Annotated in this window: 25 protein-coding genes; 14 read left to right on the forward strand and 11 right to left on the reverse strand. The window is 70.7% G+C overall.

The window, feature by feature from the left end:
• Nucleotides 1-1,545: an arabinosylfuranosidase ArfA gene (gene arfA, locus ABFX50_RS08145; protein WP_346144639.1), complete on the reverse strand. Its 1,545-nt coding sequence runs from the start codon at nucleotides 1,543-1,545 to the stop codon at nucleotides 1-3.
• A gap of 79 nt (nucleotides 1,546-1,624) precedes the next feature.
• On the opposite strand from arfA, the gene ABFX50_RS08150 reads away from it, so the two are divergent.
• Nucleotides 1,625-2,647: a LacI family DNA-binding transcriptional regulator gene (locus ABFX50_RS08150; RefSeq protein WP_346144641.1), complete on the forward strand. Its 1,023-nt coding sequence runs from the start codon at nucleotides 1,625-1,627 to the stop codon at nucleotides 2,645-2,647.
• 58 nt (nucleotides 2,648-2,705) lie between these two features.
• Here the strand turns inward: ABFX50_RS08150 and ABFX50_RS08155 are convergent, their stop codons facing one another.
• A complete protein-coding gene (locus ABFX50_RS08155; RefSeq protein ID WP_346144643.1) occupies nucleotides 2,706-2,903 on the reverse strand; it encodes a CsbD family protein in 198 nt (65 codons plus the stop codon).
• A 197-nt stretch (nucleotides 2,904-3,100) separates the two neighbouring features.
• On the opposite strand from ABFX50_RS08155, the gene ABFX50_RS08160 reads away from it, so the two are divergent.
• Nucleotides 3,101-3,373: a GlsB/YeaQ/YmgE family stress response membrane protein gene (locus tag ABFX50_RS08160; protein ID WP_183658313.1), complete on the forward strand. Its 273-nt coding sequence runs from the start codon at nucleotides 3,101-3,103 to the stop codon at nucleotides 3,371-3,373.
• Between the two features lie 100 nt (nucleotides 3,374-3,473).
• Here the strand turns inward: ABFX50_RS08160 and ABFX50_RS08165 are convergent, their stop codons facing one another.
• Nucleotides 3,474-3,641: a DUF6203 family protein gene (locus ABFX50_RS08165; protein ID WP_346144645.1), complete on the reverse strand. Its 168-nt coding sequence runs from the start codon at nucleotides 3,639-3,641 to the stop codon at nucleotides 3,474-3,476.
• A gap of 156 nt (nucleotides 3,642-3,797) precedes the next feature.
• Here ABFX50_RS08165 and ABFX50_RS08170 point away from each other — a divergent pair, with 156 nt between their 5' ends.
• The 4 genes from ABFX50_RS08170 to ABFX50_RS08185 all read left to right on the forward strand — a co-directional run bounded on the left by ABFX50_RS08170 (nucleotide 3,798) and on the right by ABFX50_RS08185 (nucleotide 6,327).
• Nucleotides 3,798-4,217, forward strand: coding sequence for an STAS domain-containing protein (locus tag ABFX50_RS08170; RefSeq protein WP_346144647.1), 420 nt, complete (start codon nucleotides 3,798-3,800; stop codon nucleotides 4,215-4,217).
• A 123-nt stretch (nucleotides 4,218-4,340) separates the two neighbouring features.
• Complete coding sequence (locus ABFX50_RS08175; protein WP_346144649.1) at nucleotides 4,341-5,342, forward strand: YihY/virulence factor BrkB family protein; 1,002 nt, start codon at nucleotides 4,341-4,343, stop codon at nucleotides 5,340-5,342.
• A gap of 27 nt (nucleotides 5,343-5,369) precedes the next feature.
• Complete coding sequence (locus ABFX50_RS08180; protein ID WP_346144651.1) at nucleotides 5,370-5,750, forward strand: STAS domain-containing protein; 381 nt, start codon at nucleotides 5,370-5,372, stop codon at nucleotides 5,748-5,750.
• Between the two features lie 46 nt (nucleotides 5,751-5,796).
• Nucleotides 5,797-6,327, forward strand: a complete 531-nt coding sequence (locus ABFX50_RS08185; RefSeq protein ID WP_346144653.1) for a VanZ family protein — start codon at nucleotides 5,797-5,799, stop codon at nucleotides 6,325-6,327.
• Here the strand turns inward: ABFX50_RS08185 and ABFX50_RS08190 are convergent.
• The 3 genes from ABFX50_RS08190 to ABFX50_RS08200 form a co-directional block, all read right to left on the reverse strand.
• Entirely contained in the window at nucleotides 6,309-7,532 is a 1,224-nt protein-coding gene (locus ABFX50_RS08190; RefSeq protein ID WP_346144655.1) for a PP2C family protein-serine/threonine phosphatase, read from the reverse strand. The two genes, ABFX50_RS08185 and ABFX50_RS08190, sit on opposite strands and share 19 nt — an antisense overlap.
• Complete coding sequence (locus ABFX50_RS08195; protein WP_346144657.1) at nucleotides 7,529-7,942, reverse strand: ATP-binding protein; 414 nt, start codon at nucleotides 7,940-7,942, stop codon at nucleotides 7,529-7,531. The genes ABFX50_RS08190 and ABFX50_RS08195 overlap by 4 nt, the downstream gene beginning before the upstream one ends.
• Before the next feature lie 164 nt (nucleotides 7,943-8,106).
• Nucleotides 8,107-8,589, reverse strand: coding sequence for a MarR family winged helix-turn-helix transcriptional regulator (locus ABFX50_RS08200; RefSeq protein WP_346144659.1), 483 nt, complete (start codon nucleotides 8,587-8,589; stop codon nucleotides 8,107-8,109).
• Nucleotides 8,590-8,732: 143 nt separating this feature from the next.
• Here ABFX50_RS08200 and ABFX50_RS08205 point away from each other — a divergent pair, with 143 nt between their 5' ends.
• From ABFX50_RS08205 to ABFX50_RS08215, 3 genes are all read left to right on the forward strand, one after another.
• Complete coding sequence (locus ABFX50_RS08205) at nucleotides 8,733-9,872, forward strand: PP2C family protein-serine/threonine phosphatase (protein ID WP_346144661.1); 1,140 nt, start codon at nucleotides 8,733-8,735, stop codon at nucleotides 9,870-9,872.
• A gap of 77 nt (nucleotides 9,873-9,949) precedes the next feature.
• Entirely contained in the window at nucleotides 9,950-10,930 is a 981-nt protein-coding gene (gene ppk2, locus ABFX50_RS08210; protein ID WP_346144663.1) for a polyphosphate kinase 2, read from the forward strand.
• A 467-nt stretch (nucleotides 10,931-11,397) separates the two neighbouring features.
• On the forward strand, nucleotides 11,398-11,739 hold the full coding sequence (locus tag ABFX50_RS08215; RefSeq protein WP_183660536.1) for a MerR family transcriptional regulator: 342 nt from the start codon (nucleotides 11,398-11,400) through the stop codon (nucleotides 11,737-11,739).
• Nucleotides 11,740-11,856: 117 nt separating this feature from the next.
• On the opposite strand, the gene ABFX50_RS08220 is transcribed toward ABFX50_RS08215, so the two are convergent.
• Nucleotides 11,857-12,081: a hypothetical protein gene (locus tag ABFX50_RS08220; RefSeq protein ID WP_346144665.1), complete on the reverse strand. Its 225-nt coding sequence runs from the start codon at nucleotides 12,079-12,081 to the stop codon at nucleotides 11,857-11,859.
• A gap of 17 nt (nucleotides 12,082-12,098) precedes the next feature.
• Nucleotides 12,099-12,830, reverse strand: coding sequence for a Long-chain-fatty-acid--CoA ligase (locus tag ABFX50_RS08225; RefSeq protein ID WP_346144667.1), 732 nt, complete (start codon nucleotides 12,828-12,830; stop codon nucleotides 12,099-12,101).
• A gap of 142 nt (nucleotides 12,831-12,972) precedes the next feature.
• On the opposite strand from ABFX50_RS08225, the gene ABFX50_RS08230 reads away from it, so the two are divergent.
• Complete coding sequence (locus ABFX50_RS08230; protein ID WP_346144668.1) at nucleotides 12,973-13,734, forward strand: SAM-dependent methyltransferase; 762 nt, start codon at nucleotides 12,973-12,975, stop codon at nucleotides 13,732-13,734.
• Between the two features lie 134 nt (nucleotides 13,735-13,868).
• Here ABFX50_RS08230 and ABFX50_RS08235 read toward each other — a convergent pair whose 3' ends face one another.
• Both ABFX50_RS08235 and ABFX50_RS08240 read right to left on the reverse strand, forming a co-directional pair.
• Nucleotides 13,869-14,384 (reverse strand): MarR family winged helix-turn-helix transcriptional regulator, encoded by a 516-nt coding sequence (locus tag ABFX50_RS08235; RefSeq protein ID WP_346144670.1) that lies wholly within the window; start codon nucleotides 14,382-14,384, stop codon nucleotides 13,869-13,871.
• Nucleotides 14,385-14,420: 36 nt separating this feature from the next.
• Nucleotides 14,421-15,623, reverse strand: a complete 1,203-nt coding sequence (locus ABFX50_RS08240) for a PP2C family protein-serine/threonine phosphatase (RefSeq protein WP_346144672.1) — start codon at nucleotides 15,621-15,623, stop codon at nucleotides 14,421-14,423.
• Between the two features lie 128 nt (nucleotides 15,624-15,751).
• Here ABFX50_RS08240 and ABFX50_RS08245 point away from each other — a divergent pair, with 128 nt between their 5' ends.
• From ABFX50_RS08245 to ABFX50_RS08260, 4 genes are all read left to right on the forward strand, one after another.
• The gene (locus tag ABFX50_RS08245) at nucleotides 15,752-20,032 is read left to right on the forward strand and encodes a HAMP domain-containing protein (RefSeq protein WP_346144674.1); all 4,281 of its coding nucleotides are present in this window, start codon (nucleotides 15,752-15,754) and stop codon (nucleotides 20,030-20,032) included.
• 29 nt (nucleotides 20,033-20,061) lie between these two features.
• Entirely contained in the window at nucleotides 20,062-22,395 is a 2,334-nt protein-coding gene (locus ABFX50_RS08250) for a SpoIIE family protein phosphatase (RefSeq protein WP_346144676.1), read from the forward strand.
• 139 nt (nucleotides 22,396-22,534) lie between these two features.
• Entirely contained in the window at nucleotides 22,535-23,107 is a 573-nt protein-coding gene (locus ABFX50_RS08255) for an RNA polymerase sigma factor (RefSeq protein WP_346144678.1), read from the forward strand.
• Complete coding sequence (locus ABFX50_RS08260) at nucleotides 23,100-23,999, forward strand: CU044_5270 family protein (RefSeq protein ID WP_346144680.1); 900 nt, start codon at nucleotides 23,100-23,102, stop codon at nucleotides 23,997-23,999. The genes ABFX50_RS08255 and ABFX50_RS08260 overlap by 8 nt, the downstream gene beginning before the upstream one ends.
• A gap of 54 nt (nucleotides 24,000-24,053) precedes the next feature.
• Here ABFX50_RS08260 and ABFX50_RS08265 read toward each other — a convergent pair whose 3' ends face one another.
• Complete coding sequence (locus tag ABFX50_RS08265; protein ID WP_346144682.1) at nucleotides 24,054-25,943, reverse strand: outer membrane protein assembly factor BamB family protein; 1,890 nt, start codon at nucleotides 25,941-25,943, stop codon at nucleotides 24,054-24,056.
• Between the last annotated feature and the right edge of the window lie 23 nt (nucleotides 25,944-25,966).

Raw genomic sequence — 25,966 nt, forward strand, 5'->3', positions numbered from 1 at the left:
TTACTCCTGGGGGGCGAAGCGGATCATGGTCCATGAGACGGGCGGGAGGGTGAGGGTGGCGTCACGGCCGTCCATCCGCAGCCCGGTGCCGGGGCGGGGGGCGACCCTGCCGGGGTCGGCGGCGGAGTTGACGGCCGACAGGTCGTCGTCGGCCAGCTCGAGGTGTTCGGCGGGCAGCAGCCCCTGCGGCAGGGCGACGCGCAGCTCGCACGGACCCCGCCTGTCGCGGTTGACCACGAACAGCGTGATCTCGCCCGTGTCGTCGAGCGTGGCGGTGGCCCAGATCGCGGGGGCCTCGCCGTACTTGTCGGTGGAGACGGAGGCGCACTCGGGCTCCACGCGCAGCACCTGCCCCCGGGCGTGCCTGGCGGTCAGCGCGAACGGGTGGAAGATGCTCTGCCGCCAGGCGGGGCCGCCGGGCTCTGTCATGATCGGGGCGATCACGTTGGCGAGCTGGGCCTGGCAGGCGACGCCGACCCTGTCGGCGTTGCGCAGCAGCGTGATGAGCAGGCTGCCGACCACCACGGCGTCGGTCACGTCGTAGACGTTCTCGATCAGCCGCGGATGCTCGGCCCACTCCAGGGACGCCTCACCTCCGAAGCGGCTCTGGTACCAGACGTTCCACTCGTCGAAGGAGAGCTTGATCTTCCTGCGGCTGCGCAGTTTCGCGCCCACGTGGTCGGCGGTGGCGGCGATCGAGCGGATCATGTGCTCCATGTCGGCGCCGCTGGCCAGGAAGGAGTCGACGTCGCCGTCGGCGGGGTCGTAGTAGGCGTGCAGCGAGATGTAGTCGACCAGGTCGTAGGCCGACTCCAGGACCTCCGCCTCCCACTGGCCGAACGTCGGCATGCCGCTGTTGGAGCTGCCGCAGGCCACCAGCGACACCCCCGGGTCGAGGCGGCGCAGCGCCCTGGCGGTCTCGGCGGCGAGCCTGCCGTACTCGCGGGCGGTCTTGTGGCCCATCTGCCAGGGGCCGTCGAGCTCGTTGCCGAGGCACCACAGGCGGATGTCGTGGGGCTTGTCGACGCCGTGGGCGCGGCGCAGGTCCGACAGCCGGGTGCCGCCCGGATAGTTGGCGTACTCCACCAGCTCCAGCGCCTCGGCCACGCCGCGGGTGCCGAGGTTGAGCGCCATCATGGGCTCGATCCCCGCCCGCGCGGCCCATGCCATGAACTCGTTCAGCCCGAAGCTGTTGTCCTCCAGGCTGCGCCAGGCCAGGTCGAGGCGGGCAGGCCGCTCCTCGACAGGGCCGACGCCGTCCTCCCAGCGGTAGTTCGAGACGAAGTTGCCCCCCGGATAGCGGACCAGGGTCACGCCGAGCTCGCGGGTCAGCTCCAGCACGTCGGTGCGGAAGCCGTCGGCGTCGGCCAGCGGATGCCCTGGCTCGAAGATCCCCGTGTACACGCAGCGCCCCATGTGTTCGACGAACGAGCCGAACAGCCGGGGCTCGACCGGGCCGATCAGGAAGGCGGGATCCAGCGTGAGACGAGCGGTCGAAGTCAAGAGCCGGCCTCTCCGTTGCGGGGACGTTTCGTGGTAGGGCATTTTCTACAACGTTGTTTCAACGTTGTAAACAGGTGCGGCTGGATTACGATGCGAGCCGTACACCAGAAGGGGGACACGGGTGGGAACGAGCCTGCGTGACGTCGCGCGCCTGGCGGGGGTGTCGGTGAAGACCGTCTCCAACGTGGTCAACGGGTACGCGCACGTGTCGCCCGCGACCCGCGCGAAAGTGGAGGGGGCGCTCTCCCAGCTCGACTACCGGCCCAACCTGTCGGCCCGCAACCTGCGGCAGGGCCGCACGGGGATGATCGCCCTCGCCCTGCCCGAGCTCGACGCGCCCTACTTCGCGGAGCTGTCCAGGTGTGTGATCGACGCGGCCGCCGAGCACCGGTGGCTGGTGATCATCGAGCAGACCGGCGGGGGACTGGAGAGGGAGCGGCGCATCCTCGACGGCGTGCGCGACCACCATGTCGACGGGCTGATCCTCAGCCCTGTGGCGGTCGGGGCCGAGGAGCTGGCCGCCCGTACCGACGACACCGCGCTGGTGCTGCTCGGCGAGCGCATCTACGACGGGCCCGCCGACCACGTCGCGATCGACAACGTCAGGGCCGCTTACGACGTCACCGAGCACCTGATCGGGCTGGGCCGTCGGCGCATCGCCGCCCTGGGCGCCCAGGACGACACCGCCAGCGGTACGGCGCCGCTGCGGCTGGCCGGCTACCGCGAGGCGCTGGCCGCGCACGGCCTGCCGGAGACCGTCGTGAAGGTCGACCGCTACCAGCGGGCCGAGGGCGCGGCGGCGATGGCTCGGCTCCTGGCCTCACCCGAGCCGCCCGACGCGGTGTTCTGCTTCAACGACCTGCTCGCGCTCGGCGCCATGCGCACGGCGCTGGCGGCGGGGCTGCGCGTGCCCGAGGACGTGGCGCTGGCGGGGCTGGACGACATCGAGGACGGCCGTTACAGCACTCCCACCCTGACCACGATCGCCCCCGACAAGAACCAGCTCGCCCGCATCGCGGTCGACCTGCTCAAGCAGCGGATCGACGGGGACACCGCCCGCCCGCCGCAGGAGTTCACGGCCGGCTATGACCTGATCGTCAGGGAGAGCACCATGGGAGGCGGCCTCTCGCGCGGGGCCGGGTGACCTTCGGGTGGCAGGCGCAGGACGGCAGATCGGTGTCCGCCCTGCGCCGGGAGTGCTACTAGTTGCCGGTGATGGCGTCCTTGGCGTTCTTCGCGGCGTCCTTGATCTTCTCGCCGGCCTGCTTCGCCTTGCTCTTGCTCTGGTCGGCCTGTCCTTCGGCCTCGAGCCGCTCGTCGTCGGTGACCTTGCCGACACCCTCCTTGACCTTGCCACCCATCTCCTGAGCCTTGTTGTCGAACTTGTCGCCTGTGCTCACGATGTCTCTCCTCCAGCCTTCACGACATCCGGACGAGGCACCTCTGTCCTGGAATGGCCTGGGTAAACCGCCTGCGCAGAGGGCCCGCGTGACCGAGAGTTCTCCATCGGAATCTATTTGTTATGTGATTCCCGTCGGCTTACGGGCACACGGTTGTCGGTCACACCAAACGCAGACACCTGAGCAGGGAGCTGAACATGACAGTCACGGGCATCATCACCGCCATCATCATCGGCGCCATCATCGGCGCTCTGGGCCGTCTGGTCGTTCCCGGACGGCAGAACATCCCGATCTGGCTGACCATCGTGGTCGGCATCGTGGCCGCCTTCATCGGCACCGCCATCGCCGGCGCCTTCGGCGTCGCGGCGACCGGTGGCATCGACTGGATCGAACTGCTTCTCCAGGTGGCCGTCGCCGCCGTCGGCGTCATCGTCACCGTGAGCCTGTACGGCAGGCGCGGCGTCCGCTGACCGGCCCGTTCGACACCTGATCGCTCCTTTCAGATCCGAAGGCCACAGGCCCCACCCGGGAACACCCCGGATGGGGCCTGTCCTTGTGTGAGCAGCCGTCTCACCTGCGACGCGGGCGCCTGCGCACGGGCCTGCTGCCCCGCTGACCCTCCTGCTGCACCCGACGCCTGCGCCGTCGGCCCAGTAACCAGCCGAGCGCCAGCACGGCCAGGCCGATCGGCGTGCGCGCCAGCCAGCGCGCCATCACGAACTTGAAGAACCTTCTCATGGCCATGCCTCTGCCCTGAGGGCAGCGCCGCACGCGCGCGGGAGCGGCGCCGCGGGCGTCGTCCGGCCGAGCACGCGCGTATCAGGACGGCACCGGGGAAGGGGTCAAGGTGAAAGAGGGTGATCACAAGTGGAGGATGCCGAACAGAGTTTCACCTTGCAGGTCAGTATTTCCGATCACGGTTACTACACCACGGTCAGCGCCAGGGGGGCGCTGGACCGCGTCAGCGCTCCGGTTTTCACCGCGCACGTCGATGCCGCCTGGGAGTGGAGCGACGGCCCCCGGTTGGTCCTGGACCTCAGTGGGGTGACGTTCTGTGATTTCGACGGGGTGGCCGCGCTGGCGAGCATCGCCAGGAGGCTGCGCGACCACGACCGCGGCAGGGTTATCCTGACCGGCGTGGACGGCCAGCTCCAGCGGATGCTGCGCAGGACCGGTCTGATCACGCGCTTCGAGCGGCGCGACAGCGTCGAGCAGGCGGGCGAGGATCTGCTCGACCGCTCGCGCTCCAGGGGCCAGATGGCCATGCCGGGGTGGTCGGGCACCCCGCCGCCATCCGGTTTGGATCGTTCCTGACGGTACGGCCCGGTCGGCACCCCGCTCTCCGGCCCTGGCCGGGCCTCTCTCCCCCGGACACCGTGCATCATCGGTTTCACCGCACAGTGGTAGCGAAGCCGCGCAGGGGGGTAGTGCCCCGCCATGTGGCTGAGCAGATGGGTGGCGCGGGCGCCGGGCGCATGGCAGGGAGCACGCCGCAGGCACGGATGGCTGGACCACCTCGTGCGCGCGGTGGTGCGTTACGACAGGGTCGACGGCGGCCGGCTGTCGGCGGCGTTGACCTACTACGCCTTCTTCGCCACCTTCGCTCTGGTCCTTCTCGGCTTCTCGTTGCTCGGGCACGTGCTGGACGACCCCGCGGTGCTGGCCGCGGTCCAGCGCTACCTCAACGACAACTTCCCCCGCCTCGACGTCATGGCGTTACGGCAGGCCAGGGAGACGGTCGGGATCATCGCGCTGATCGGATTCCCCCTCGCAGGGCTGTTCTGGATGGACGCGCTGCGCTCGGCCAGCAGGGCCATCTGGCAGCTGGAGGAGTACCCAGGCCCCTTCTGGCAGCGCCAGCTCATCGACCTGGCCGTCCTGGCAGGGCTCGGTCTCCTGCTGGCGATCAGCCTGACCGCCGCCTTCGCCACCGAGTCCCTGCTGACCTGGGTGGTGGACCACACCGTGGGCACCGACGCCGCTCCGGCCCGCTGGCTGCTGACCGCGGCCACCTTCACCCTCGGCCTCCTGGTGAACCTGCTGCTGGCCCTCGCCCTGCTCAGCGCGCCGCCCAGGCTGCGCCTCACGCTGCGCAGGATGCTCGGCCCCGCCGTGCTCATCACCATCGGCCTGCAGATACTCAACAGCCTCGGCCAGGTCTACCTCCGCATCACCGAGGACAACCCCGCCTACCAGCTGGTGGCCACCGCCGCGGTCATGCTCGTCTTCCTCAAGGCCGCCAACCAGCTGATCCTCCTCGCCACCGCCCTGGCCGCCACCAGTACCAGAGGGGCAGTCACCGACCTCGCCGCCGAGCCGCCACCGGCCCCGCCCGAGCCTTCACGCCGGCGGCGGCGCCTGCGCGCTCGACGAGGGCCGCACGGCCCTCCCAGGAATCCGAACGGGCTCGGTGTCAAGTGGTCCCGCTGGGGCAGGTGAGGCGTCGTACCGAGCCAGGAGGACTTCATGAGCGACACACTGCGGCTGGACACGGCGCTGGAGCAGGGCGCGTTCATCCTCCGGCCCAGCGGTGAGCTCACCTGGCAGACCGCGAGCACCCTGCGAGCCTGGCTGGAGGGCTACGCGCCCGCCCCGGCCCCGATCACGGTGATCGACCTGTCGGCGATCACCTTCCTCGACTCGACCGGCATCGCCGCCCTGCTGGGAATCCACACCCTGCTCGCCGGCGCCGGAGCCGGTCTCGCGTACGCCGAGGCTCCTCCGATGTGCGCCAGGCTGCTGCACATCACCGGCCTCGCCAGGTACCTGCCTGTGTACGACACCGTCCAGTCCGCCCGCCTGGCGACCGGGTCGAGAGCGCCGTTCGCAGGCGAGCACCCCGCATAGGACGGGTGAGCGCCACCCCTTCACCGAGCGAGTCATGGAGTTTCGCGTGCCGATCCTAGGTCGTCGTCCCCGCCCGTCCACGGAGCCCGAGCAGGAGCCCGACCGCGTTCCGCGAGCGGGCACGGTGCTCAGGCGGGTCGTGGTGGCGCTGCTCGCACTGGCCGGCCTGGCGGTGTTCGGGGCGGTGCTGGCGAAGCTCACGCTGACCCCCGTGCCCGAGGCGGCGGGCGACGCCACCGGCAACGTCGAGCCGGGGGCGAGCCTGCGGTTCTACCTGGACCGGCCCAGTGTCAAGGCGGCGCTGGTCCAGGTCGGCGGCAACCTGGCGTTGATGATGCCGCTGGGCGTGATCTTGCCGGTGCTGTCGAGACGGCTGCGCGGCCCCATCCGCCTCGCTCTGGTCGTGGGCCTGTTCTCGCTGTCGATCGAGGTGGCCCAGGGCGCGTTCGTGGTCGGCAGAGCCTTCGACGCCGACGACGTCCTTCTCAACGCCGCCGGCGCGGTGCTGGCCTACCTGCTCGTCGGGCGCAGGCTGGCCCGGTGGCTGCGGCCCGCGTCTCAGCCGTCCGCCGCGTGAGGCTCTCCCGCGGGGAGGCGGATGCCGAGCAGGAGCGTGTCGTCGGCGTGCAGGATGACGCTGTGCAGGTCGGCCACGATCGCCGCGATCAGCTCGGGCAGCGGGAGATGGGCGTGACGCTGCGCCGAGCTCATCAGCAGCCGCTCGCCCTCGTCGATGTCGCGACGGCTCTCGGTCAGCCCGTCGGTGTAGAGGAGCAGCAGGTCGCCGGGGGCGAGCCGGTCATGGAGGACGGCGTCGCTGCCGGGGAAGGGGAAACCGACGCCGCTGCCCCAGGCCTCCAGGTAGCGGGCGGTGCCGTCGGCGCGCACCAGCAGCGGAAAGGGGTGGCCGCCGTTGGCCAGCCGCAGCTCCCCCGTGCGGGTGTCGAGGCGGGCCAGCTGGAGGGTGGCCATCAGCCCGCGGAAGGTGGGCACGAGCGTGTCGGCCGTGCGCGCCACGATCGACTCCAGCGGGTGGCGCTCCAGAACCAGCGTCCGTACGGCATGCGTGACGTTGAGCGCGCTGCGGGTGCTCTCCACGCCGTGGCCGATGGCGTCCACCACCGTGATCTGCAGCGTGTCGTCGGGCAGGGTGAACCAGTCGTAGAGGTCGCCGCCCGTAGGCGCGTCGTCGCCCGCGGGGACGTAGTGCACCGCCAGCTCGACCCCCTCCACGAGTGGGGGCGGCGGGCGCAGCGCGGCCTCCAGCTCGCGGAAGATCAGGCTGTGCGCGAGGCGGAGCCGTTCGTCGCGCTCCTCCAGCTCCACGTACAGGGCCACGAGGCCGCGATCGGTCTCGGCGAGCTCGCTCCTCATCTCGTCCTGCTGGGTGCTCAGCGCGTCGACCCGGGCGAGAGCGAGCGCGAGCTCCTCCTCGACGGCCTCCTCGGCGACGACGGTGTCGGAGGGGTCGGCGAGCGGGAGCGGCGAAGGCAGCCCGATGCGCCACACGACGCCGGCCTCCCGCCCTGGCTCGCACGGCAGGGGCAGCGTGGCGCCGGGCCAAGGGGCGGACAGCTCGACGGCGAGGAAGCGGGGGTGGGCGCCGCCGTACTCGATGCCGGCGCGAACGTTCAGGGGCCGCCCCGCGTCCAGTCGCGGGCGGGCGACCTCGACGGCCGAGAGCACCAGGCGGGCTCGGGTCTCAACCGGCAGGCCGTACCGGAAGGCGAGCCTTCGCAGGTCGCGGCGGAGGACGGCCAGCGAGGTGACTGTGGTGATCACGCCTGGATCCAGTGGATCACCGTGGCGGTGCTGCCCTCGCCGGGGACGGCGGTGAACTCGAAGTCGTCCACGAGCCTTCGGACGCCGCCCAGTTCGTGGCCCGGGCCGGGCTCGTCACTCATGAGGGCGTCGGCGGCGGAGGTTCCCTGGCCCTGGCCCGCGACGCTGATGCGCAGCCCTTTGCCGCCAGGCCTGCGGACCTCCTGGATGGTGACGGTTCCGCCGCCGTCGTGGATGTAGGCGTTGCGCGCCAGTTCGGTCGCGGCGGTGACGATCCTGGTCTGGTCGCTGAGGGGGAAGCCGCTGGCCATGGAGGCCGATCGGACGGCGTGCCGTGCGGCCATCAGGTCCTCTTCGCCGCTCACGGCGATGGTCACCGACCCTTGCAGCTCTGGTGCGCCCGCTGTCATGCGCGCCCCCCTCGCGCTGTGGCCGTCGAGACCGTGCGCAAATGTTGTCGTGTGACAACTATAGGCCTGGATCATCGTCCGAGGCCACCGATCCGGCCGCATCGACTCGAACAAACGCCTCTGACCTGCGACGGTGTCCCGATTATTGTCCTATGGCAAGGTTTTCAGGCGGTGCGGGCGACGGATGCGGAGGGCCCCTCACGGCCGGCCGCGGCTGCCTGGAAGGCCGTCAGCCCGGTCATCAGCGCGGCGCGGTGGGCGGGGGACATCGTGGCGAGGACGGCCGCCAGCTCCCGTTCGCGCTGTTCGCGTTGCCTCTCGAGGAAGACCCTGCCGTGCTCGGTGAGGTGGAGCTCCACCTCGCGGCGGCGTTCGGGGTTGACCCTGCGCTGCAGGAAGCCGACGGCCTGCAGCCGGTCGCACAGGCGGCTCACCGAGGGAGGCGAGGAGTCGAGCACCTCGGCCAGTGAGCGCTGGTTGATGCCCTGGGTGCCCTCGACGGCGAGCAGGACCCGCAGCTGGGAGGGGGAGATCGGGCCGGTCGACAGGTCGCGGCCGAAGCCCCACAGCACCTCGAGCAGCTCGACGACCCCGGAGGCGCGCAGGGCGGCCTCGGACGGCGAGGGTGAGGCAGGGCGGAGGTCCACGCCTCCACTGTGCCATCTCGGCGGAGCTGTTGTCAGCTCGGGATCGTTCCGACGCCAGGTGTCCGTATCCTCTTGTCGGGAACGCGCAGCGGTGCGTCCTCGCAGATGAAGGACGTGACTAGGTGTCAGAAGGACTGTTGGCGGTGGAGCGCTCTCTGAGAGAGGCGGCTCCGCACGCCGTGGTCGAGGCGGCACGGGCCTCGCTCATGGAGCACTACGCGGCGGCTTCGGTGGAGCTGCTCATGGCCGACTACGGCCTCAGCGTGCTGCAACCGGTTCTCGCCGTGCCGTACACCGCGGTGCCCGTCGGGGTGCACACCGGGACGGCGGGGCGGGCCTTCGGCTCGCAGGAGACGGTCTCCGAATCCGTCGGAAGCGGGCTGACGTGCGTGTACCTGCCCGTGAGTGTGCGCGGCGACCGGCTCGGCGTGCTCACCGTGACCTTCCCCGACGAGCGCTGCACCCCTCAGGTCGTGGAGGAGCTGGGCGAGGTCGCCACCGTGCTGGGCCGCGAGCTGGTGGTCGCCGAACGCGACACCGACGTCTACCTCCAGGCCCGCCGTACCGAGCGGCTCACCCTCGCCGCCGAGATGCAGTGGCAGCTGCTGCCCGGCCGCTCCTGCAGCCGTCCGGAGTTCGACCTGGGTGCTCAGCTGGAGCCCGCCTACGCGATCTACGGTGACAACTTCGACTGGTGCACCGACGCGAGATCGCTGACGCTGGCCCTGACCAACGGCATGGGCGAAGGCATCGACGCCGCGCTGCTCACCAACCTGGCGGTCAACGCGCTGCGCAACGCCCGCAGGGCGGGGATCTCGCTGCCCAACCAGGCCGCTCTCGCCGACCAGGCGATCTACTCCCAGCACAAGGGGCGCCTCCACGTCGAGACGGTGCTGCTGAACGTCGACCTCGACACCGGCCGCGGCCAGGTCATCGACGCGGGCTCGCCTCGGCTGCTGCGGGTGCGCGACAAGCACATCGAGAGCATCGACTTCGTGCAGCAGCTCCCGCTGGGCATGTTCGACCAGACCGAGTACTTCACCGAGGAGATCACACTCCTGCCGGGCGATCGCCTGATCTTCGTCAGCGACGGCGTGCACGCCGTGCTCGCCCCGGACGGCGAGATCTACGGTCGGCAGGCGCTCCACAGGGCGATCAGCGCCACCCGGATGCTTCCCGCGGCGGAGGTGCCGCCCGCGATCCTGCGGGAGATCTCCGAATGGAGCCGCACCACCATCGAGGACGACGCGCTGGTCATGTGCCTCGACTGGCGGGGCCGCTGATCGCGGACGGCTGTCCGCTTTGACCGGCGCGTGTCGCTTGGGGTGCTCGGGGTAGGGCAGGCGCCGTGGGCGATGTGGTGCATGAGACGGACAAGGCCGACGACGGCGGGCTGCTTGCCGCCGGTCGGCTCGGCAAGGCGGTGGTGGCCTCGAGTGAGCTGCTCAAGGACCTTTCGCAGCTGCGGGTGATCGACGACGACGATGACGACCCCGTCCTGGTCGATCGGGTCGGCAACGCCGTCGACACCTGGCGGGAGCACTACCCCTACGACAGCCGCATGGACCGCGACGAGTACGCGCGGATCAAGCGGCAACTGCAGATCGAGCTGGTGAAGCTGCAGTACTGGATCAAGGACAACGGCGTCAGGCTGGTGATCCTGTTCGAGGGGCGCGACGCCGCGGGCAAGGGCGGCACGATCAAGCGCTTCCAGGAGCATCTCAACCCGCGTGGCGCCTCCGTGGTCGCGCTGGACAAGCCGGGCTCGCGCGAGAGCGCCCAGTGGTACTTCCAGCGCTACATCGCCCACCTGCCCGCGCAGGGAGAGATGGTCTTCTTCGACCGCTCCTGGTACAACCGCGCGGGCGTCGAGAGGGTGATGGGGTTCTGCACCGCAGCCCAGTATCTGCAGTTCCTGCGGCAGGCGCCGATGCTGGAGCAGATGCTCGTCGAGGACGGCATCCACCTGATCAAGTTCTGGTTCTCCGTCTCCCGAGGCGAACAGCTGACCCGCTTCATCATCCGCGGCATCGACCCGGTCAGGCGCTGGAAGCTGTCCCCCATGGATCTGGCCTCCCGCCAGAAGTGGGACGAGTACACCGAGGCCAAGGAGGACATGTTCCTCCACACCGACACTGACCACGCCCCATGGGTGGTCATCAAGAGCAACGACAAGAAGCGCGCGCGCATCGAAGCGATCCGCCACGTTCTGAGCCGATTCGACTACGACGGCAAGAACCACGACGTGGTCGGCGTGCCGGACCCGCTCATCATCCGCACGGCCGCCGACGTCCTGGAGGAGGACCGCAGCCCGGACTCCCGTGGTGAAGAAAATCTATAGTGGCTGAAGTAGACATTGGCTCGTCGTCGCGATAGTGTTTTTGCATCGCAAGGAACGGATCCACGAGGGCAGGCACGACACAGCAGGACGACGAGACCTGCCCGGACGAGCGTGGATATGCCGCGCCGGACGTGCAAGGGGCAAGGCAGTGGTAAGGGCCCCCGACGCGTGGACGCGGCGCCGTCGTACGGATCGAAGAGAAGAACAGAAGGGAGAGTTGAACGCCATCAGGATCGCCCGTCGCAGGCGAAGTCAGGCCGCACGGGTACCGCAGTTCCACAGTAAGGACGGTGGTCTACGGTCACACATTCGCGATCCCCGCATCACGCCCGCGCCCCGCGCGGATGATGCGGAAGAAGAAAACTCGGCCAACCGGCCGACAGATGGTGTTGAACCTCAATCGGGCCCCGGCGCATGGCGCCGGGGCCCCCGTCGGCGTGTGGGAAGGTTTTATGGATCAAGCGGTCATGGCATCGGGCGCCAGGTCCGACGACAGGTTCGATGACGAGGACTACCCCGCCTACAGCATGGGCACGGCCGCCGAGATGGTGGGTGTCACCCCTGCTTTCCTGCGTGCGCTGGGCGCCGCCAAACTGATCGAGCCGCGACGTTCCGAAGGCGGCCATCGTCGCTACTCGCGCTACCAGCTGCGCCTGGCGGCCAGGGCGCGCGAGCTGGTCGACCAGGGCACCGGCCTGGAGGCCGCGTGCCGCATCATCATTCTTGAGGACCAGCTGGCCGAGGCGTTGCGCATCAACGCCGAACTCCGCCGGTCCAGAGCGCTTCACGGCGACCGGCAGGGTCGCTGAACGGCTCACGCGCGTCGACCGGGCCGACGATCCCTGCCGACCGCGGGATCGTCGCGGGTCACGACGTGCCCGGCCCCGGAAGGGGCGTGGCGATGGAAACCGCGACGCCCCCAGGCCTCACGGGCGAGGGGCGCGGAAGGCGTGCTCGTGCTCTGCCACCCACGAACGGAACGTGCGCGCCGCGACGCCGGTGACCTGCTCGACCGTGGCGGTGACCCGTGCGGGGCCGGTGGTCGCTTCGGCCTGGGCGCGCAGCACGTCGTCCGCGATCTCGGGCGGCCAGCCCCGATCCAGCAGGGTGACCGCGGCCGGCCGTTCTGAGGCGCCTCGGATCGTCGGCAAGGCGGACCGCCGTCACGTCAGGGGATGCTCCAGCCACACATTGGCCTCGACGTCACGCCGAGGTTCTGCTCGGGGGAGGCCAGCACGGGGGCGATGCCGCCCTCGACCGCGTTGGGGCCAGGCTTCAGGGCCGAGCCCGTCCACTCGTGCCACTGGTCGAGCGTTCCCGTGATCGTCATGGCGAACGGCGCCACCTTGACGAAGCTGGCGCCGAGCCGTTCGTGCGCGCGCAGCCACGGGTCCTCGGACAGGCCGTCCTCGCGCCGCCTGGAGAGGTACTCCTCCATGGACAGCATGGGGTGGCGGGTCTTGCCCGTCGGGCGGACCGGGACCACCAGCCTGTCCAGGCCGCTTTCCCTGGCCTGTTCGCGCAGCCCGTTCAGCGCGACGGCCGCTATGCCCGCACCCCTGCGGTCCGCGGCGACCTGGACGTCCAGCGCGCTCAGCGTGGTCGGCGCCCTGCCGTCGAGAGCGTCCTCCACCGCCCAGATGATGACGCCGTCCCAGCCGTGGTCGGGCAGGTGCTCACGCTCGGGCGTCGGGAACGCCAGCGGCACGCTGACCGCCCTCGCCACGGGGACGTCACCGTCGAGCACCACCAGGAAGAACTCGGGCCAGCGCTCGGCCAGGCGCCTGGCCCTGGTCAGGATCGCCACGGGGTCGTGCTGCATGAACTCGCTGCCGATGTCGCCGAGGCGCAGCGCGGGCTCGAGAAGGTCCGGCCGGGCCGACAGGTTCTGGATGTGCATGGGCTCCCGCCTTCCTCATGGGAAACGATCAGGGCGGAACCCTAGCGCGTCGCCCAGGGGGGGAAAGGCCGACGGCGGGGCGAGCGGGGCCACGGGATATCGGATTGCGGGCGCCGGGGCCGAAGTGGTGGAATGCGGCGCTGTGACCGCGCTGAGCAACCTCGTCCGTCCCGACGTCTACCCCCGCTCCTCCCTGTACGACCCCGCGTGGCTGGTGGGCCTGGACATGGGGCCGAACCCGCTGTGGCTGCTGGAGGACCTGTCGGCGGACCTCGAACTGAAGCCGGGCATGCGGGTGCTCGACCTCGGCTCGGGCATGGGGGCGACCTCGGTGTTCCTGGCCCGTGAGTTCGGCGTGGAGGTCGTGGCGGCCGACCTGTGGATCGCGGCCGACACCGCCGCTGCCGTCTTCGCCGAGGCGGGGGTCGCCGATCGCGTCCAGGCGGTCAACGCCGAGGCCCACGCGCTGCCCTTCGAGCCCGAGTCCTTCGACGCGATCATCAGCATCGACTCCTACGAGTACTTCGGCACCGCCGACGGCTACCTCGCCTACATCACGCGCTTCCTGAAGCCGGGCGGCCAGCTGGGGATCGCCACTCCCGGCATGACCACCGAGATCCGCGATCTCGGCGCCATCCCGCCGCACATCAAGGCGCTCGTGGGCTGGGAGGCGATCGCCTGGCACACCCCGCAGTGGTGGCGCTTCCAGTGGGAGATCACCGAGCTGGTCACCGTGACGTCGGCGCGTCTGCAGCTCGCCGGCTGGAGCGACTGGCTGCTGTGGGCCCGCGCCTGCCTGGAGCACCGCCCCGACGGCAGGGAGGCCGCCGAGCAGACCATCGCCATGCTCGAGGCCGACCAGGGCGAGTTCCTCTCCTTCGCCCTGGTGACCGCCCGAAAGTAGCCGGGGCCGCCCGGAACTGGCTGGGGCGGCTCGGAAGGGCCCGGGTGCGGCTCGGAAGGAGCCAGATGGCCGCCCGGAAGCAGCCCGGGGCCGCCTGGAAGGAGCCGGAGGGCCGCCCTCACGCAGGGGAACCGTCAGGCGAGGAACCGTCCGGCGATGATGGTCCAGTTGTCGCCGGAGCGGTCGCTCGTCTGCGCGGTGACCTGGTCCGCGGCCGCGGTGAAGGCCCGCAGACCGCGCAGCAGGGCCTTGCGGGCCTCGGGCGGCATCTCGTCCACGACCCTGGCGAGGTCGTCGCGGCGCCGGGCGCGCAACTCCTCCAGCAGGGCCTTCCCCGACGGGGTGAGGCCGATGGTCAGCTCGCGCCGGTCGTCGGGGGAGACCGAGCGGCGCACCCATCCGGTGGCCTCCAGCCGGTCGCACAGGCGGCTGGTGGAGGAGGGCAGCGCGCCCAGGGCCTCACCGAGCCTGGCCAGGTTGACCTCCTGGTGGCGTTCGATGGTCAGGAGCGCCTGCATCTGGATGGAGGAGACCTTGGTGGCCGCGGTCTGTCGGGAGGAGGCCCAGACAGCGACCAGAGCGGCGGCGGCGTTCTCGACGGCGGCGCCGGTCGCGGGATCGAGGTGACCGAGCTCACGATGGTCGTTCATACGGCGATTCCAGTTCGGGCAGGGTGCGGGGGCACCTCAGACAGCATCTCCCCTCGCGGGGGGAAGGGCTTCGACGGTCTGGTCGGCGGTCCAGTCGAGGCACACCACGACGGCGTCGTCGAAGACGTCGACGCCTTCCCTGAACGTCAGCATGCCACGAATCATTGTCCTGACGGCCTCGTCGGCCGGTTGCAGCCGGGTGGATCTGACGACGGACTCGAGGAGCGACTCGCCGAACTGCTCCTCGGCCGAGGAGCGCGCCCCGTAGACCCCGTCGCTGATGACGACCATCCTGTCGCCGGGCTGGAGCGACACGGACTGCTCGACGTAGGTGGTGTTGCCGAACATGCCGAGGGGCAGTTGCTGGTCGAGCTTGATGGTCTCGACGTCGAGACCGCGCAGGCGGATCAGCCTGGGCGATCCCGCGTCCACGGCGAACAGCTGGCCGGTGGCGGCCTCGAAGCGCAGCAGGAGGGTCGAGACGTACTCGCGCCCGCCGTACTGCGCGTAGATCGCCTCGTCGGCGAGGCCGGCCTGCTCTTCCAGGTCCGCCCCCGACCTGCGGGCGTTGCGCAGGGCGGTGACGGCGAGCGTGGTCAGCAGCGCCGCCCGCATGCCCTCGCCCATGCCGTTGGTGATCGAGAGCCCGAGCGAGTCGGGGTCGCAGCTCCAGTCGAAGTTGTCGCCGTAGACGGCGTAGGCCGGTTCGAGCTGACCGGCGAGGCGGTAGCCCTTGCCCGTGTGGCCGTAGCCGGGCAGCAGCCCCCACTGCATCTCGGCGGCCAGCGTCATCCTGGCCATGCGGCGGGCCCGCTGGTAGCGGTCGGTGAGACGGTCCGCGCCGCGCAGGCCGTGGCCGAGGGCCTCGGCCATCTCCAGGAGCTCGCCGACGTCACCGAGCTCGGGCGCGATGGGCAGGCGGACGCTGAGCACGCCGAAACGCTCGCCGCACGCCGTGACCGGCAGGTGGAGCGTGCTGTGAGATTCCTCCCATTGCGCCTGCTGGGAGGCGAAGGCGCGGCCCGCGTCGCTGGAGTCGATACGGATCTCGTCGGCGCCGAGAACGGGCGTGTCGAGCACGGGCCTCAGCGCGACCAGCGCGTAGTCGGCCAGCAGCAGTTCCGCGCTCTGGGCGGGCGTATGAGCGACGAGCGCGTCGCGGACCACCTCCGCCAGCGCGTACGGCGCGGCCGAGTGGAGAGCCTCGTAGACGGCGCTCAGGCCATTGCGGATAGCCACGTTCTTCCTCGTCACATGGGAGGTTGTTGCCTCTAGCAAATACCGTTGCGGGAGCGAATTGTCCAATAGCGATCACCTGGACTAATCTCCTGGCCGTATATTTGCCCTATGGCAAGGATAGCGAGGGGATGGGCGACAGGGTGAGTGGAAGCCGGTCGGGAACTCGGCAGGTCGGCGACGCCGGAGAGCTCGAACTCCGACAGTTGCTGGCAGGTCTGACCGCGGTCAGGGACGGCGACTTCGGCACGCGCCTGCCCGGCGACGCCGATGGGCTGCTCGGCGAGATCGCGCAGGTCTTCAACGGCATGGTCGACCAGCTGTCGCTGTTCACCTCCGAGGTGACCCGCGTGGCCCGCGAGGTCGGCACCGACGGAAGGCTCGGCGGCCAGGCCGACGTGCCAGGGGTGTCGGGGACGTGGAAGGACCTCACCGAGTCCGTCAACGCCATGGCGGGCAACCTCACCGACCAGGTGCGCAGCATCGCCGAGGTCACCACGGCGGTGGCCAAGGGCGATCTGTCGCAGAAGATCACGGTCGACGCCCGCGGCGAGATCCTCGAGCTGAAGAACACCGTCAACACGATGGTCGACCAGCTGTCCTCCTTCGCCGACGAGGTCACCAGAGTCGCCCGCGAGGTGGGCACCGAGGGGCAGCTCGGCGGCCAGGCCGACGTCAAGGGCGTGGCAGGCACCTGGCGCGACCTCACCGACTCCGTCAACTACATGGCGGGCAACCTCACCGCCCAGGTCCGCAACATCTCGCAGGTGGCCACCGCCGTGGCGCGGGGCGACCTGTCGCAGAAGATCACCGTCTCGGCGCGCGGCGAGATCCTCGAGCTGAAGAACACCCTGAACACGATGGTCGACCAGCTGTCGTCCTTCGCCGACGAGGTGACCCGCGTGGCCCGCGAGGTGGGCACCGAGGGAAGGCTGGGCGGCCAGGCCGACGTCAAGGGCGTCTCCGGCACCTGGAAGGCGCTGACCGAGTCGGTCAACGTCATGGCCGACAACCTCACCGCCCAGGTGCGCAGCATCGCCGAGGTCACCACCGCCGTCGCCAAGGGCGACCTGTCGCAGAAGATCAGGGTCGACGCCCGCGGCGAGATCCTCGAGCTGAAGGAGACCATCAACACGATGGTCGACCAGCTCTCGGCCTTCGCCGACGAGGTGACCCGCGTGGCCCGCGAGGTCGGCACGGAGGGCCAGCTCGGCGGCCAGGCCACCGTGCGCGGCGTCTCCGGCACCTGGAAGGACCTCACCGACAACGTCAACTTCATGGCCTCCAACCTGACCAACCAGGTGCGCAGCATCGCCCAGGTGGCGACCGCGGTGGCCAAGGGTGACCTGTCGCAGAAGATCATCGTCGAGGCCAAGGGCGAGGTGGCGGCCCTCGCGCAGACCATCAACACGATGGTCGACACCCTCAGCGCCTTCGCCGACGAGGTGACCCGCGTGGCCCGCGAGGTCGGCACCGAGGGCCAGCTCGGCGGCCAGGCCCGCGTGCCCAACGTCGCCGGGACCTGGAAGGACCTCACCGACAACGTCAACTCCATGGCCGACAACCTGACCAACCAGGTGCGCAGCATCGCCCAGGTCACCACCGCCGTGGCCAGGGGCGACCTCACCAGGAAGATCGACGTGGACGCCCGCGGCGAGATCCTGGAGCTCAAGACCACCATCAACACGATGGTCGACCAGCTGTCGTCCTTCGCCGCGGAGGTCACCAGGGTGGCCCGCGAGGTCGGCAGCGAGGGAAGGCTGGGCGGCCAGGCCGAGGTCGAGGGCGTGTCCGGCACCTGGAAGCGGCTGACGGAGAACGTCAACGAGCTCGCGGGCAACCTCACCCGCCAGGTGCGCGCCATCGCCGAGGTGACCAGCGCCGTCACCTCGGGAGACCTGACCCGCTCCATCACCGTCGACGCCTCGGGCGAGGTGGCCGAGCTCAAGGACAACATCAACTCGATGGTGAAGTCGCTGCGCGACACCACCAAGGCCAACGAGGACCAGGACTGGCTCAAGTCCAACCTGGCCCGCATGTCGGGGCTCATGCAGGGCCACCGCGACCTGGCCACCGTGGCGGAGCTGGTGATGAACGAGCTGGCGCCGCTCGTGTCGGCCCAGTTCGGCGCCTTCTTCCTGGCGGAGGAGACGCCCACGGGCACCGAGTTGCAGCTCATCAGCGCCTACGGCTTCCCCGCCGGCGACAGTGCCACCAGGTTCAGGATGGGCGAGTCGCTGGTCGGCCAGGCCGCCCGCACCCGCCGGACGATCGCCATGGACCAGATCCCGCGCGACTACGTCACGGTCTCCTCCGGCCTCGGCGAGACGGTGCCCACCTCGCTGATCCTGCTGCCGATCGTGGTGGAGGAGCAGGTGCTCGGCGTCATCGAGCTGGCCTCGCTCTCCTCCTTCACGCCCGTGCACCGCGCCTTCCTCGACCAGCTGATGGAGACGATCGGTGTCAACGTCAACACCATCGTCGCCAACGCCCGCACCGACGAGCTGCTGGTGGAGTCGCAGCGGCTGACGGCCGAGCTCCAGACCCGCTCGGAGGAGCTGCAGAACCAGCAGGAGGAGCTGCGGCGCTCCAACGCCGAGCTCGAGGAGAAGGCGGCGCTGCTCGCCTCGCAGAACCAGGACATCGAGACCAAGAACCTGGAGATCGAACAGGCCAGGCAGGAGCTCGAGGACCGCGCGCAGCAGCTGTCGCTCGCCTCCAAGTACAAGAGCGAGTTCCTGGCCAACATGAGCCACGAGCTGCGCACGCCGCTCAACTCGCTGCTCATCCTCGCCCAGCTGCTGGCCCAGAACCCCACGCGCAACCTGACCGCCAAGCAGGTCGAGTACGCCAGCGTCATCCACTCGGCGGGCTCGGACCTGCTCCAGCTCATCAACGACATCCTCGACCTGTCGAAGGTCGAGGCGGGCAAGATGGACATCAGTCCCGAGCGGGTCTCGCTGCGCCAGCTGCACGACTACGTCGAGGCCACCTTCAGGCCGATGACGACGGACAAGAGCCTCGAGTTCCGCATCACGACGGCGCCGGGCGTGCCCGACAGCCTGATCACCGACGACTCCAGGCTCCGCCAGGTGCTGCGCAACCTGCTGTCCAACGCGGTGAAGTTCACCGAGACGGGCAGCGTCGAACTGCGCATCGAACCCGCGCCGAAGGCGCAGCTGCCCTCCAGCGTCAGGCCCCACGGCCCGGCGATCGCCTTCAGGGTCATCGACACCGGCATCGGCATCGGCGAGCAGCAGCTGGAGGTGATCTTCGGCGCCTTCCAGCAGGCCGACGGCACCACCAGCCGCAAGTACGGCGGCACGGGCCTCGGCCTGTCCATCAGCCGCGAGATCGCCTACCTGCTCGGCGGCGCGATCACCGCGCAGAGCGCGCCTGGCCAGGGCAGCACGTTCACGCTGTTCCTGCCGGTCGCCAGGCCCGACTTCACCGAGCAGCCCGCCGACACGGCGCCGTTCACGGCGCACAGCGAGGCCGAGGAGCGCGGCGCCGGGCGGGAGCTGCCCGCCGTCGTCCAGCCGCCCTCGCAGCAGCGCAGGCTGCTCGTGGTCGAAGGACGGCCGCGCGGCCTGCTGTCGCTGGTGGCGGAGAGCGTCCTGACGGACCTGGCCAACCGCGACGTCGGCAACTCCCACGGAGCCGTGGAGATCGTGAGCGCCGCGGGCGCGCAGGAGGCGGCCGCCACACTGGCCGCCGACCCCTGCCACTGCATCGTCCTCGACCTCGACATGCCGGACAGGGCGGCCTTCGGCCTGCTCGATGCCATCGACGGCGACGCCGCCCTGCGCGGCGTGCCGGTCCTGGCCTACAACAACTGGCGGATGGATCCCGCGCAGGAGCAGTCGCTGCAGTCGCGCGCCGACTCCCAGCCGCTGGAACTGCTGTCCAGCCTTGACGAGCTGCGTGAGCGCATCGCCCTGCACCTGACGGCCGAGCAGCCGGGCGACGTGCTGCCGCTGGTGCGCTCGGAGAAGGAGAGCGGCGAGCCCGCCGGCCGCGGCGAGGAGGACGGCACGCTGGCCGGCCGAACCGTGCTGGTCGTCGACGACGACACCCGCAACCTGTTCGCGCTGACCAGCATCCTGGAGATCCACGGCATGCGGGTGCTGCACGCCGAGGACGGCCGCAAGGGCATCGACACGCTGGTGGCCCATCCTGAGATCGACATCGTGCTGATGGATGTGATGATGCCGGAGATGGACGGCTACGCGGCGACCTCCGCGATCAGGGCGATGCCGCAGTACAAGGATCTGCCGATCATCGCCGTGACCGCCAAGGCCATGCCTGGCGACCAGGAGAAGAGCCTGGCCTCGGGGTCGAGTGACTACGTCACCAAGCCCGTCGAGACCGATCATCTCCTGCGCCTCATCCAGCGATGGATCAGCGCCTGAGCCGCCCCGACCAGCACAGGAGTCAGAGATTGCAGTCTTCGTCCACGCCTGGAGGCGAGCATGCCGGAATCGGCAGGCTCGCGGCCACGATCGAACGCCTGCGCCGTGAGGTGCAGGAGGCCCAGCAGGCCGCGGACGGTCGTGCGCTGATCGAGCTCGCCAGGGGCATCCTGATCGAACGGCTGCAGTGCGGCCCGACGCAGGCGGCCCAGCAGCTCGCCACGCTGGCGGAGGAGGCCGGCGTCTCGCCTCTGGAGCTGGCCGCCGACCTCATCAACCAGGCCGCGCGCGACCGGCTGGCCGCAGTGGCGAGCGAGTTCCTGGTCGAGGCCCCGCCGGCGGAGACCCGCAGCTCCGCGGTACGGCTGCGCGCCGCCGAGACCGGGATCGTGCACGCCCCCGACACCCAGGCGGTGGCCGTCTCGCTCCTGGAGCACGCGCTGGGACCGCTCGGCGCCACGGCCGTCGCCGTGTGGGCCGCCGGGCCTGACGCCTCGCTCAGCCTGGCCGGTTACGCGGGCTTCAGCAGCGAGGAGGCCAGGCGGTGGCACTACGTGCCGCCGGGGGTCACCACGGCGGCGCGCAAGGCGCTGACCGAGCGCAGCACGGTCTGGTTCGACTCGCTCAAGCATGCCGGGCTGCCCACGATCGGGCACCGGCAGCTGTCGGGAGGGCGCGTCACCGTGCCCGCGGGCACGGGGGGCCGGTTGCTGGGCGTGCTCGAGATCGCCTGGCCGCATGACCTCGAACCGCCGTCGCCGCAGATCCGCAAGCAGGTGGAGGCGCTGGCCGAGCTGGTCGCCCACACCCTCGAAGTGCCCGCGGGCGAGCTGCCCGTCCCCGCCGGCGACGCCTACTCCGAGCTGGTGGACCTGGCCGACGGCCTGCACGATCCGGCGCTGGTGCTGACGCCCCACCTCGACGGCCAGGGCCATCTGGTCGACTTCCACATCAGCCACGCCAACGGCCCCTTCCTCGACCCCGCGGGCCGTCCGAGGGGCGAGGTCGTCGGCACGATGCTGCTGGAGACCTATCCACTGCTGGCGGGCGACGGCGGCATATACGAGAAGGTCCAGCACGTCTACGCCACGGGTGAGCCGTTCCGCGCTGACCGGATGGCGCTCACCACGCTCGTCGACCAGGTGCCGCTGAGCGTCGTCATGCGCCTCAGTCTCAGCCGCCAGGGCGGCGGCGTGCTGGTGGTCTGGGCGATACTCGACGAGACGACCCGTCTGGCCAGGCTGCTCCAGCACGCCCAGCGCCTCGGCCGCATCGGCGGCTTCGAGGAGGACGCCGTCCTCGGTGAGATCACCTGGAACGAGCAGCTGTTCGAGCTCTACGGCCTCGAGCGGTCGGCCGCGCCCATCCCGATCGACAGGCTGGCCGAGCACGCCCACCCCGACGACGTCCCCGAGGTGGGGCGCTTCCTGCGCGCGCTGCTGCACCACCGGCGCCCCGCCTCGCTCACCTTCAGGCTCCAGCGGGCCGACGGCATCAGCCGTCACATCCGCGTCATCGCCGAGCCGGTCTTCGACGACCGTGCCACGCTGCTGGCCATCCGCGGCGCCTTCCAGGACATCTCCGCACAGCACTGGACCGAGGTGGCGCTGGCCGCCACGCAGGACCAGCTCGTCCAGACCGAGCAGCAGGCCGCCGAGCAGAACCGCCTGGCGCTCCAGCTGCAGCAGGCGATCATGCCGCCCACCCGGGGGCCCATGGACGCCTTCGACCTGCAGATCGCCGTCCGCTACCGCCCTGCGGAGAAGGAGCACCTGGTCGGCGGCGACTGGTACGACGCCATGGTCCTGCCGTCCAAGCAGATCCTGCTGTCGGTGGGCGACGTCGCAGGGCACGGCATCGAGGCGGCCACCGGCATGGTCATCCTGCGCAACGCCCTGCGGGGGCTGGCCGTCACCGGAGCGGGGCCGGCCCAGCTGATGTCCTGGCTGAACCTCGTCACGCACCAGATGATCGACAACATCACGGCGACCGCGGTCTGCGCGCTCTACAACCCCGAGACCAGGGTGCTGCGCTGGGCCAGGGCCGGGCATCTGCCGCCCATCCTGATCCGCGAGGACAGGGCCGCCGAACTGCCCATGATCGGCGGGATCCTGCTGGGCGCGGTGAGCGAGGCCGACTTCGAGGAGGGCCGCATCGAGCTGCAGCGCGAGGACACGCTGCTGATGTACACCGACGGCCTGATCGAGCGGACGGACACGACGCTGGAGGACACCCAGCGCCAGCTCCTCGTCTCGGCCAGCCGGCGCGCCCCCAGCCTGGAGGAGCGGCTGGATCACCTGCTCGCGAACAACCGCTCCGACACCGACGACGACACCTGCCTCATCGGCGTCGGCCTGCGCTGAGCCTCCGCCGACCACGGGCGGCCGTTCCCGTGGGATGACCTCGCCCGCGGGCGGCGGAAGACGATTCGCGCGTGCGGCGAAGTGTGGGTGACAGTCGATCCTTCACCCGGAGGCACCCGCACATGACCGAGACCGCGACGTGACCGCCGACGTGGGCGAACAGGTGACGGACGCCGAGCTCGCGGCCGGCTTCGCGCGCGACCCTGAGCTGTTCACCGTCGTGCACGACAGGCACTTTCGCGACATCTATCTCTACGTGGCCGGACGGCTGGACGCGCAGGCGGCAGAGGACATCGCCGCCGAGACGTTCCTGACCGCCTTCAGCAGGCGCGGCAGCTTCGATTCAGGACGCGGCAGCCTGCGGCCCTGGCTGTTCGGCATCGCCACCAACCTGGTGGCGCGTCACCGGCGCAAGGAGGCCCGCCACTACCGGGCGCTGTCCCGTCTGGGCCCCGAACCGGCGGCCGAGGGGCACGAGAGCCGGGTCGTCACCTCGGTGGCCGCCCAGCGCATGCAGCCGCAGCTGGCCAAGGCGCTCGCCACGCTGTCGAGGGGCGAGCGCGACGTCGTGCTGCTCGTCGCCCTGGGACAGCTCGGCTACGACGAGGTGGCCGAGGCGCTCGGCATCTCCCCAGGCACCGTGGGCTCCAGGCTCAGCCGCGCCCGCGCGAAGCTCCACGACGTCATCGACCAGGAGGCAGTCAATGGATGACCTGCAGACTCTCGCCACCGTGCTGGCCAAGCCGGAGCCGTCAGCCGAGGTGGTCGAGCGCAGCAGGCGGCGGCTCCAGCGCAGGATCAGCGGACCGGTCCGCGCGTCCAGGCGGCCGAGCCTGCTGATCAGCGGCCTCGGCCTGACGGCCGCGGCGGCCGCGGCGGCGGTGGTGATCGTCTCGGGGACGACCGCGCCCACGGCCACCCCGAACAGCCCGCCCGCCGCCGCCCAGCTGTCCGCCCGCGACGTCCTGCTCGCGGTTGCCGCCACGGCGGAGCGGGTCCCCGAGGGCACGGGCGCCTACTGGCACGTCAGGACGGACACGAGAGAGGGCTCGCCCTTCGAGAGCTGGACCAGCCGCGACGGCAGGGCCTGGTTCAGGGGAGCGAAGACGGAGGGCGAGGTGGTCGAGATCCACCGGCCCGTCCCGTTCAGGCTGGGCGGGCCCGACGTGACCTTCGAGCAGCTCGAAGGGCTGCCGGTCGAGCCCGAGGCGCTGAAGGCGTGGATCGCCGGCAACCTGGAGCGCAGTGACGTCAGGACGAGCGCGGGACGGCCGGACGCCGCCACGCGGGAGCAGTTCGTCTTCGACGGGCTGATCTCGCTGGTGTGCCAGCTGCCGGCCCCTCCGGAGGTGCGCGCCGCCGCCTTCCGCGCGATCGCCGCCTACCCGAACGTCGAGAGCCTCGGCGCGGTCGAGGGCGGGCACGGCCTGCGCATCTCCTTGCCGGAGACGAGCCAGGTGAGGCAGGCGCGGCTGGTCGTCGATCCCGAGAGCGCGCAGGTGCGCGACGCCAACTTCTTCGTCACCATGGACGGTGCGGTGGCCTGGGTGCCGGACGGCAGCGCGAAACTCCTCGCCGGGTGGACGGACGAGCTGCCCGAGTAGGCCGTCGGGCGCAGGCCAGGGCGACGGTGGCGTCGTCGCCCTGGCGAACGCCGGTCACCGCCCCTGGTGATACCTGAACAGCTTGGGGCCCTCGGCGAAGTACACGTCTCCTGACCCGTGCACCGCGAGCTGGTGCACGGGTCCCTCCTTCAGGACGGCGTGCCGCCCGGTCAACGGGTCGAGGGAGAAGACCGAGCGTCCCGCGTGCGCGCCGTACAGCCGGCGATCACGGGGGTTGAACGCGAGCTGCCCGCTGGAGCTCTTGCTGTCGGACAGCGCGACCCGCTTGACCACCTTGCGCAGGTGGGTGTTGACGGCGAAGACCTCGCCGCCCGCGATGCCCCACAGCCTGCCCAGGGAGTCGAAGGCCAGAGCCGGGACGGCGGGCTTGCCGGGAGCTGGGCTGATCTCCCACAGCATCCTGTTCTCCGCCACCGACCAGGCGAAGAGCCTGGCCTCCTTCTGGGTGGGCGGGGTGGCCGACTGGCCACTGTAGATGGAGGTGCCGCCGTAGACGACGCCGTCGCGGTAGGCGAGCGAGACGATCGACTGGTCGGTGACCACGTTGCGCTGGGAGTGCCTGAGCCTGCCCTCGACCGGGTCCCAGATGGCCAGCACGCCGCCGAGGTGCCCGAGGTCCGGCATGGTGCCGACGGCCAGGTACCGGCCCGCGGACACCATGGCCCTCGGCCTGATCTGCTTGTCGGCCGCGAGGTCGAACAGCCTGGCCGGGTTGGGCACGGGGCCTGGCTGGGGGCTCGGGGAGTACTCGGTGCTGTTCCACGGCAGCTTCGGGTCGTAGGAGTAGACCCTGGCGTCGGGGTAGGCGCCGACGTAGAGCCTGCCGTCGTGGCTGACCATGTCCTCGCTCTGCGAGAAGGTGTGGAACTCCTCGGCCTTGCCCGTCTCGGCGTTCATCGCGGCGAAGCCGCCGTTGAGGAAGCCTCCCGCGTACATGCGCCCGTCGGGGCCCTGCGACAGCGCCGTCACGTCGATCGGCTCGCCCCTGATGCCGGACTGCACGAACGACTTGGCGCCGGTCTGCGGGTTGTAGCGGAACATCATGCCCCGCCACAGCAGGCCCACGAGGCTCCTGCCGGGGTAGTCGGGCAGGCCGAGCTCGGCCCAGCCGATGCCCCGGGTGTTGGCGACCCTGCCGGTGACCGGCACGCCCGTCGGCGTGGTGGTCTTCGTCCTCGGGTCGTAGCGCACCAGCTCGCCCGCCTTGACGAAATAGACGCGGCCCTCCTCGTCGGGGGGTGACACGTCCAGGCCGTGCGCGGGGTCCACCGTGTCGATCCACGTGCCGGAGGCGAGGTCCCACACGTGCAGCGGGCCGGGGAAGGCGCCGCCGAACCGCACGTAGAGATGGCCCGCCGCCACGTTCACGTCGTAGGCCCACTTGCCCGCGGGGTCGAGGCCGGGCGGCAGGGGCAGCTGCCTGACGGCGCCGCCGGCCGCGTCGATCTCGAAGAGCGCGGCGGGGGCCTCCGTTCCCGCGTAGATCTTGCCGTCGGCGGAGGAGACGCTACGGACGTAGGCATGCGAGGGGGAGAGCCTGCCGTAGTCGCGCACGCCGGTCGCCGGGTCGTAGCCGAACAGCCTGCCGCCCGGCGACGTGCCGCCGTAGACGGTGGCGCCCTCGCCCGCGGCCAGCGTCCAGACGAAGGTCTCGCCCTGCAGGGGGTTGCCGAGGTCCTTGACGCCGTCCTTCTCCGTCCAGCGGAACAGGTGGCTGTTGCCGTAGGTGCCGGCGTAGACGCTGCCGTCGGGGGTGGCGTCGACCGCCCACGCCCCGCCCGCGTCCGGCAGGTCGAACCTGGCCACCTCGGCCCCTGTGGCGGGGTCGACGGCGTTCAGGTGGGCGGGGACTCCCGAGGAGGCGCTCCAGATCACGGTCTTGCCGCCGGGGCCCGGCGCGACGACGCCGCCGAGGAGGAGCACGTCCTGCAGGGGAACGCCGAGGT

Source organism: Nonomuraea recticatena (assembly GCF_039533245.1).
Taxonomy (GTDB): Bacteria; Actinomycetota; Actinomycetes; order Streptosporangiales; family Streptosporangiaceae; genus Nonomuraea; species Nonomuraea roseola.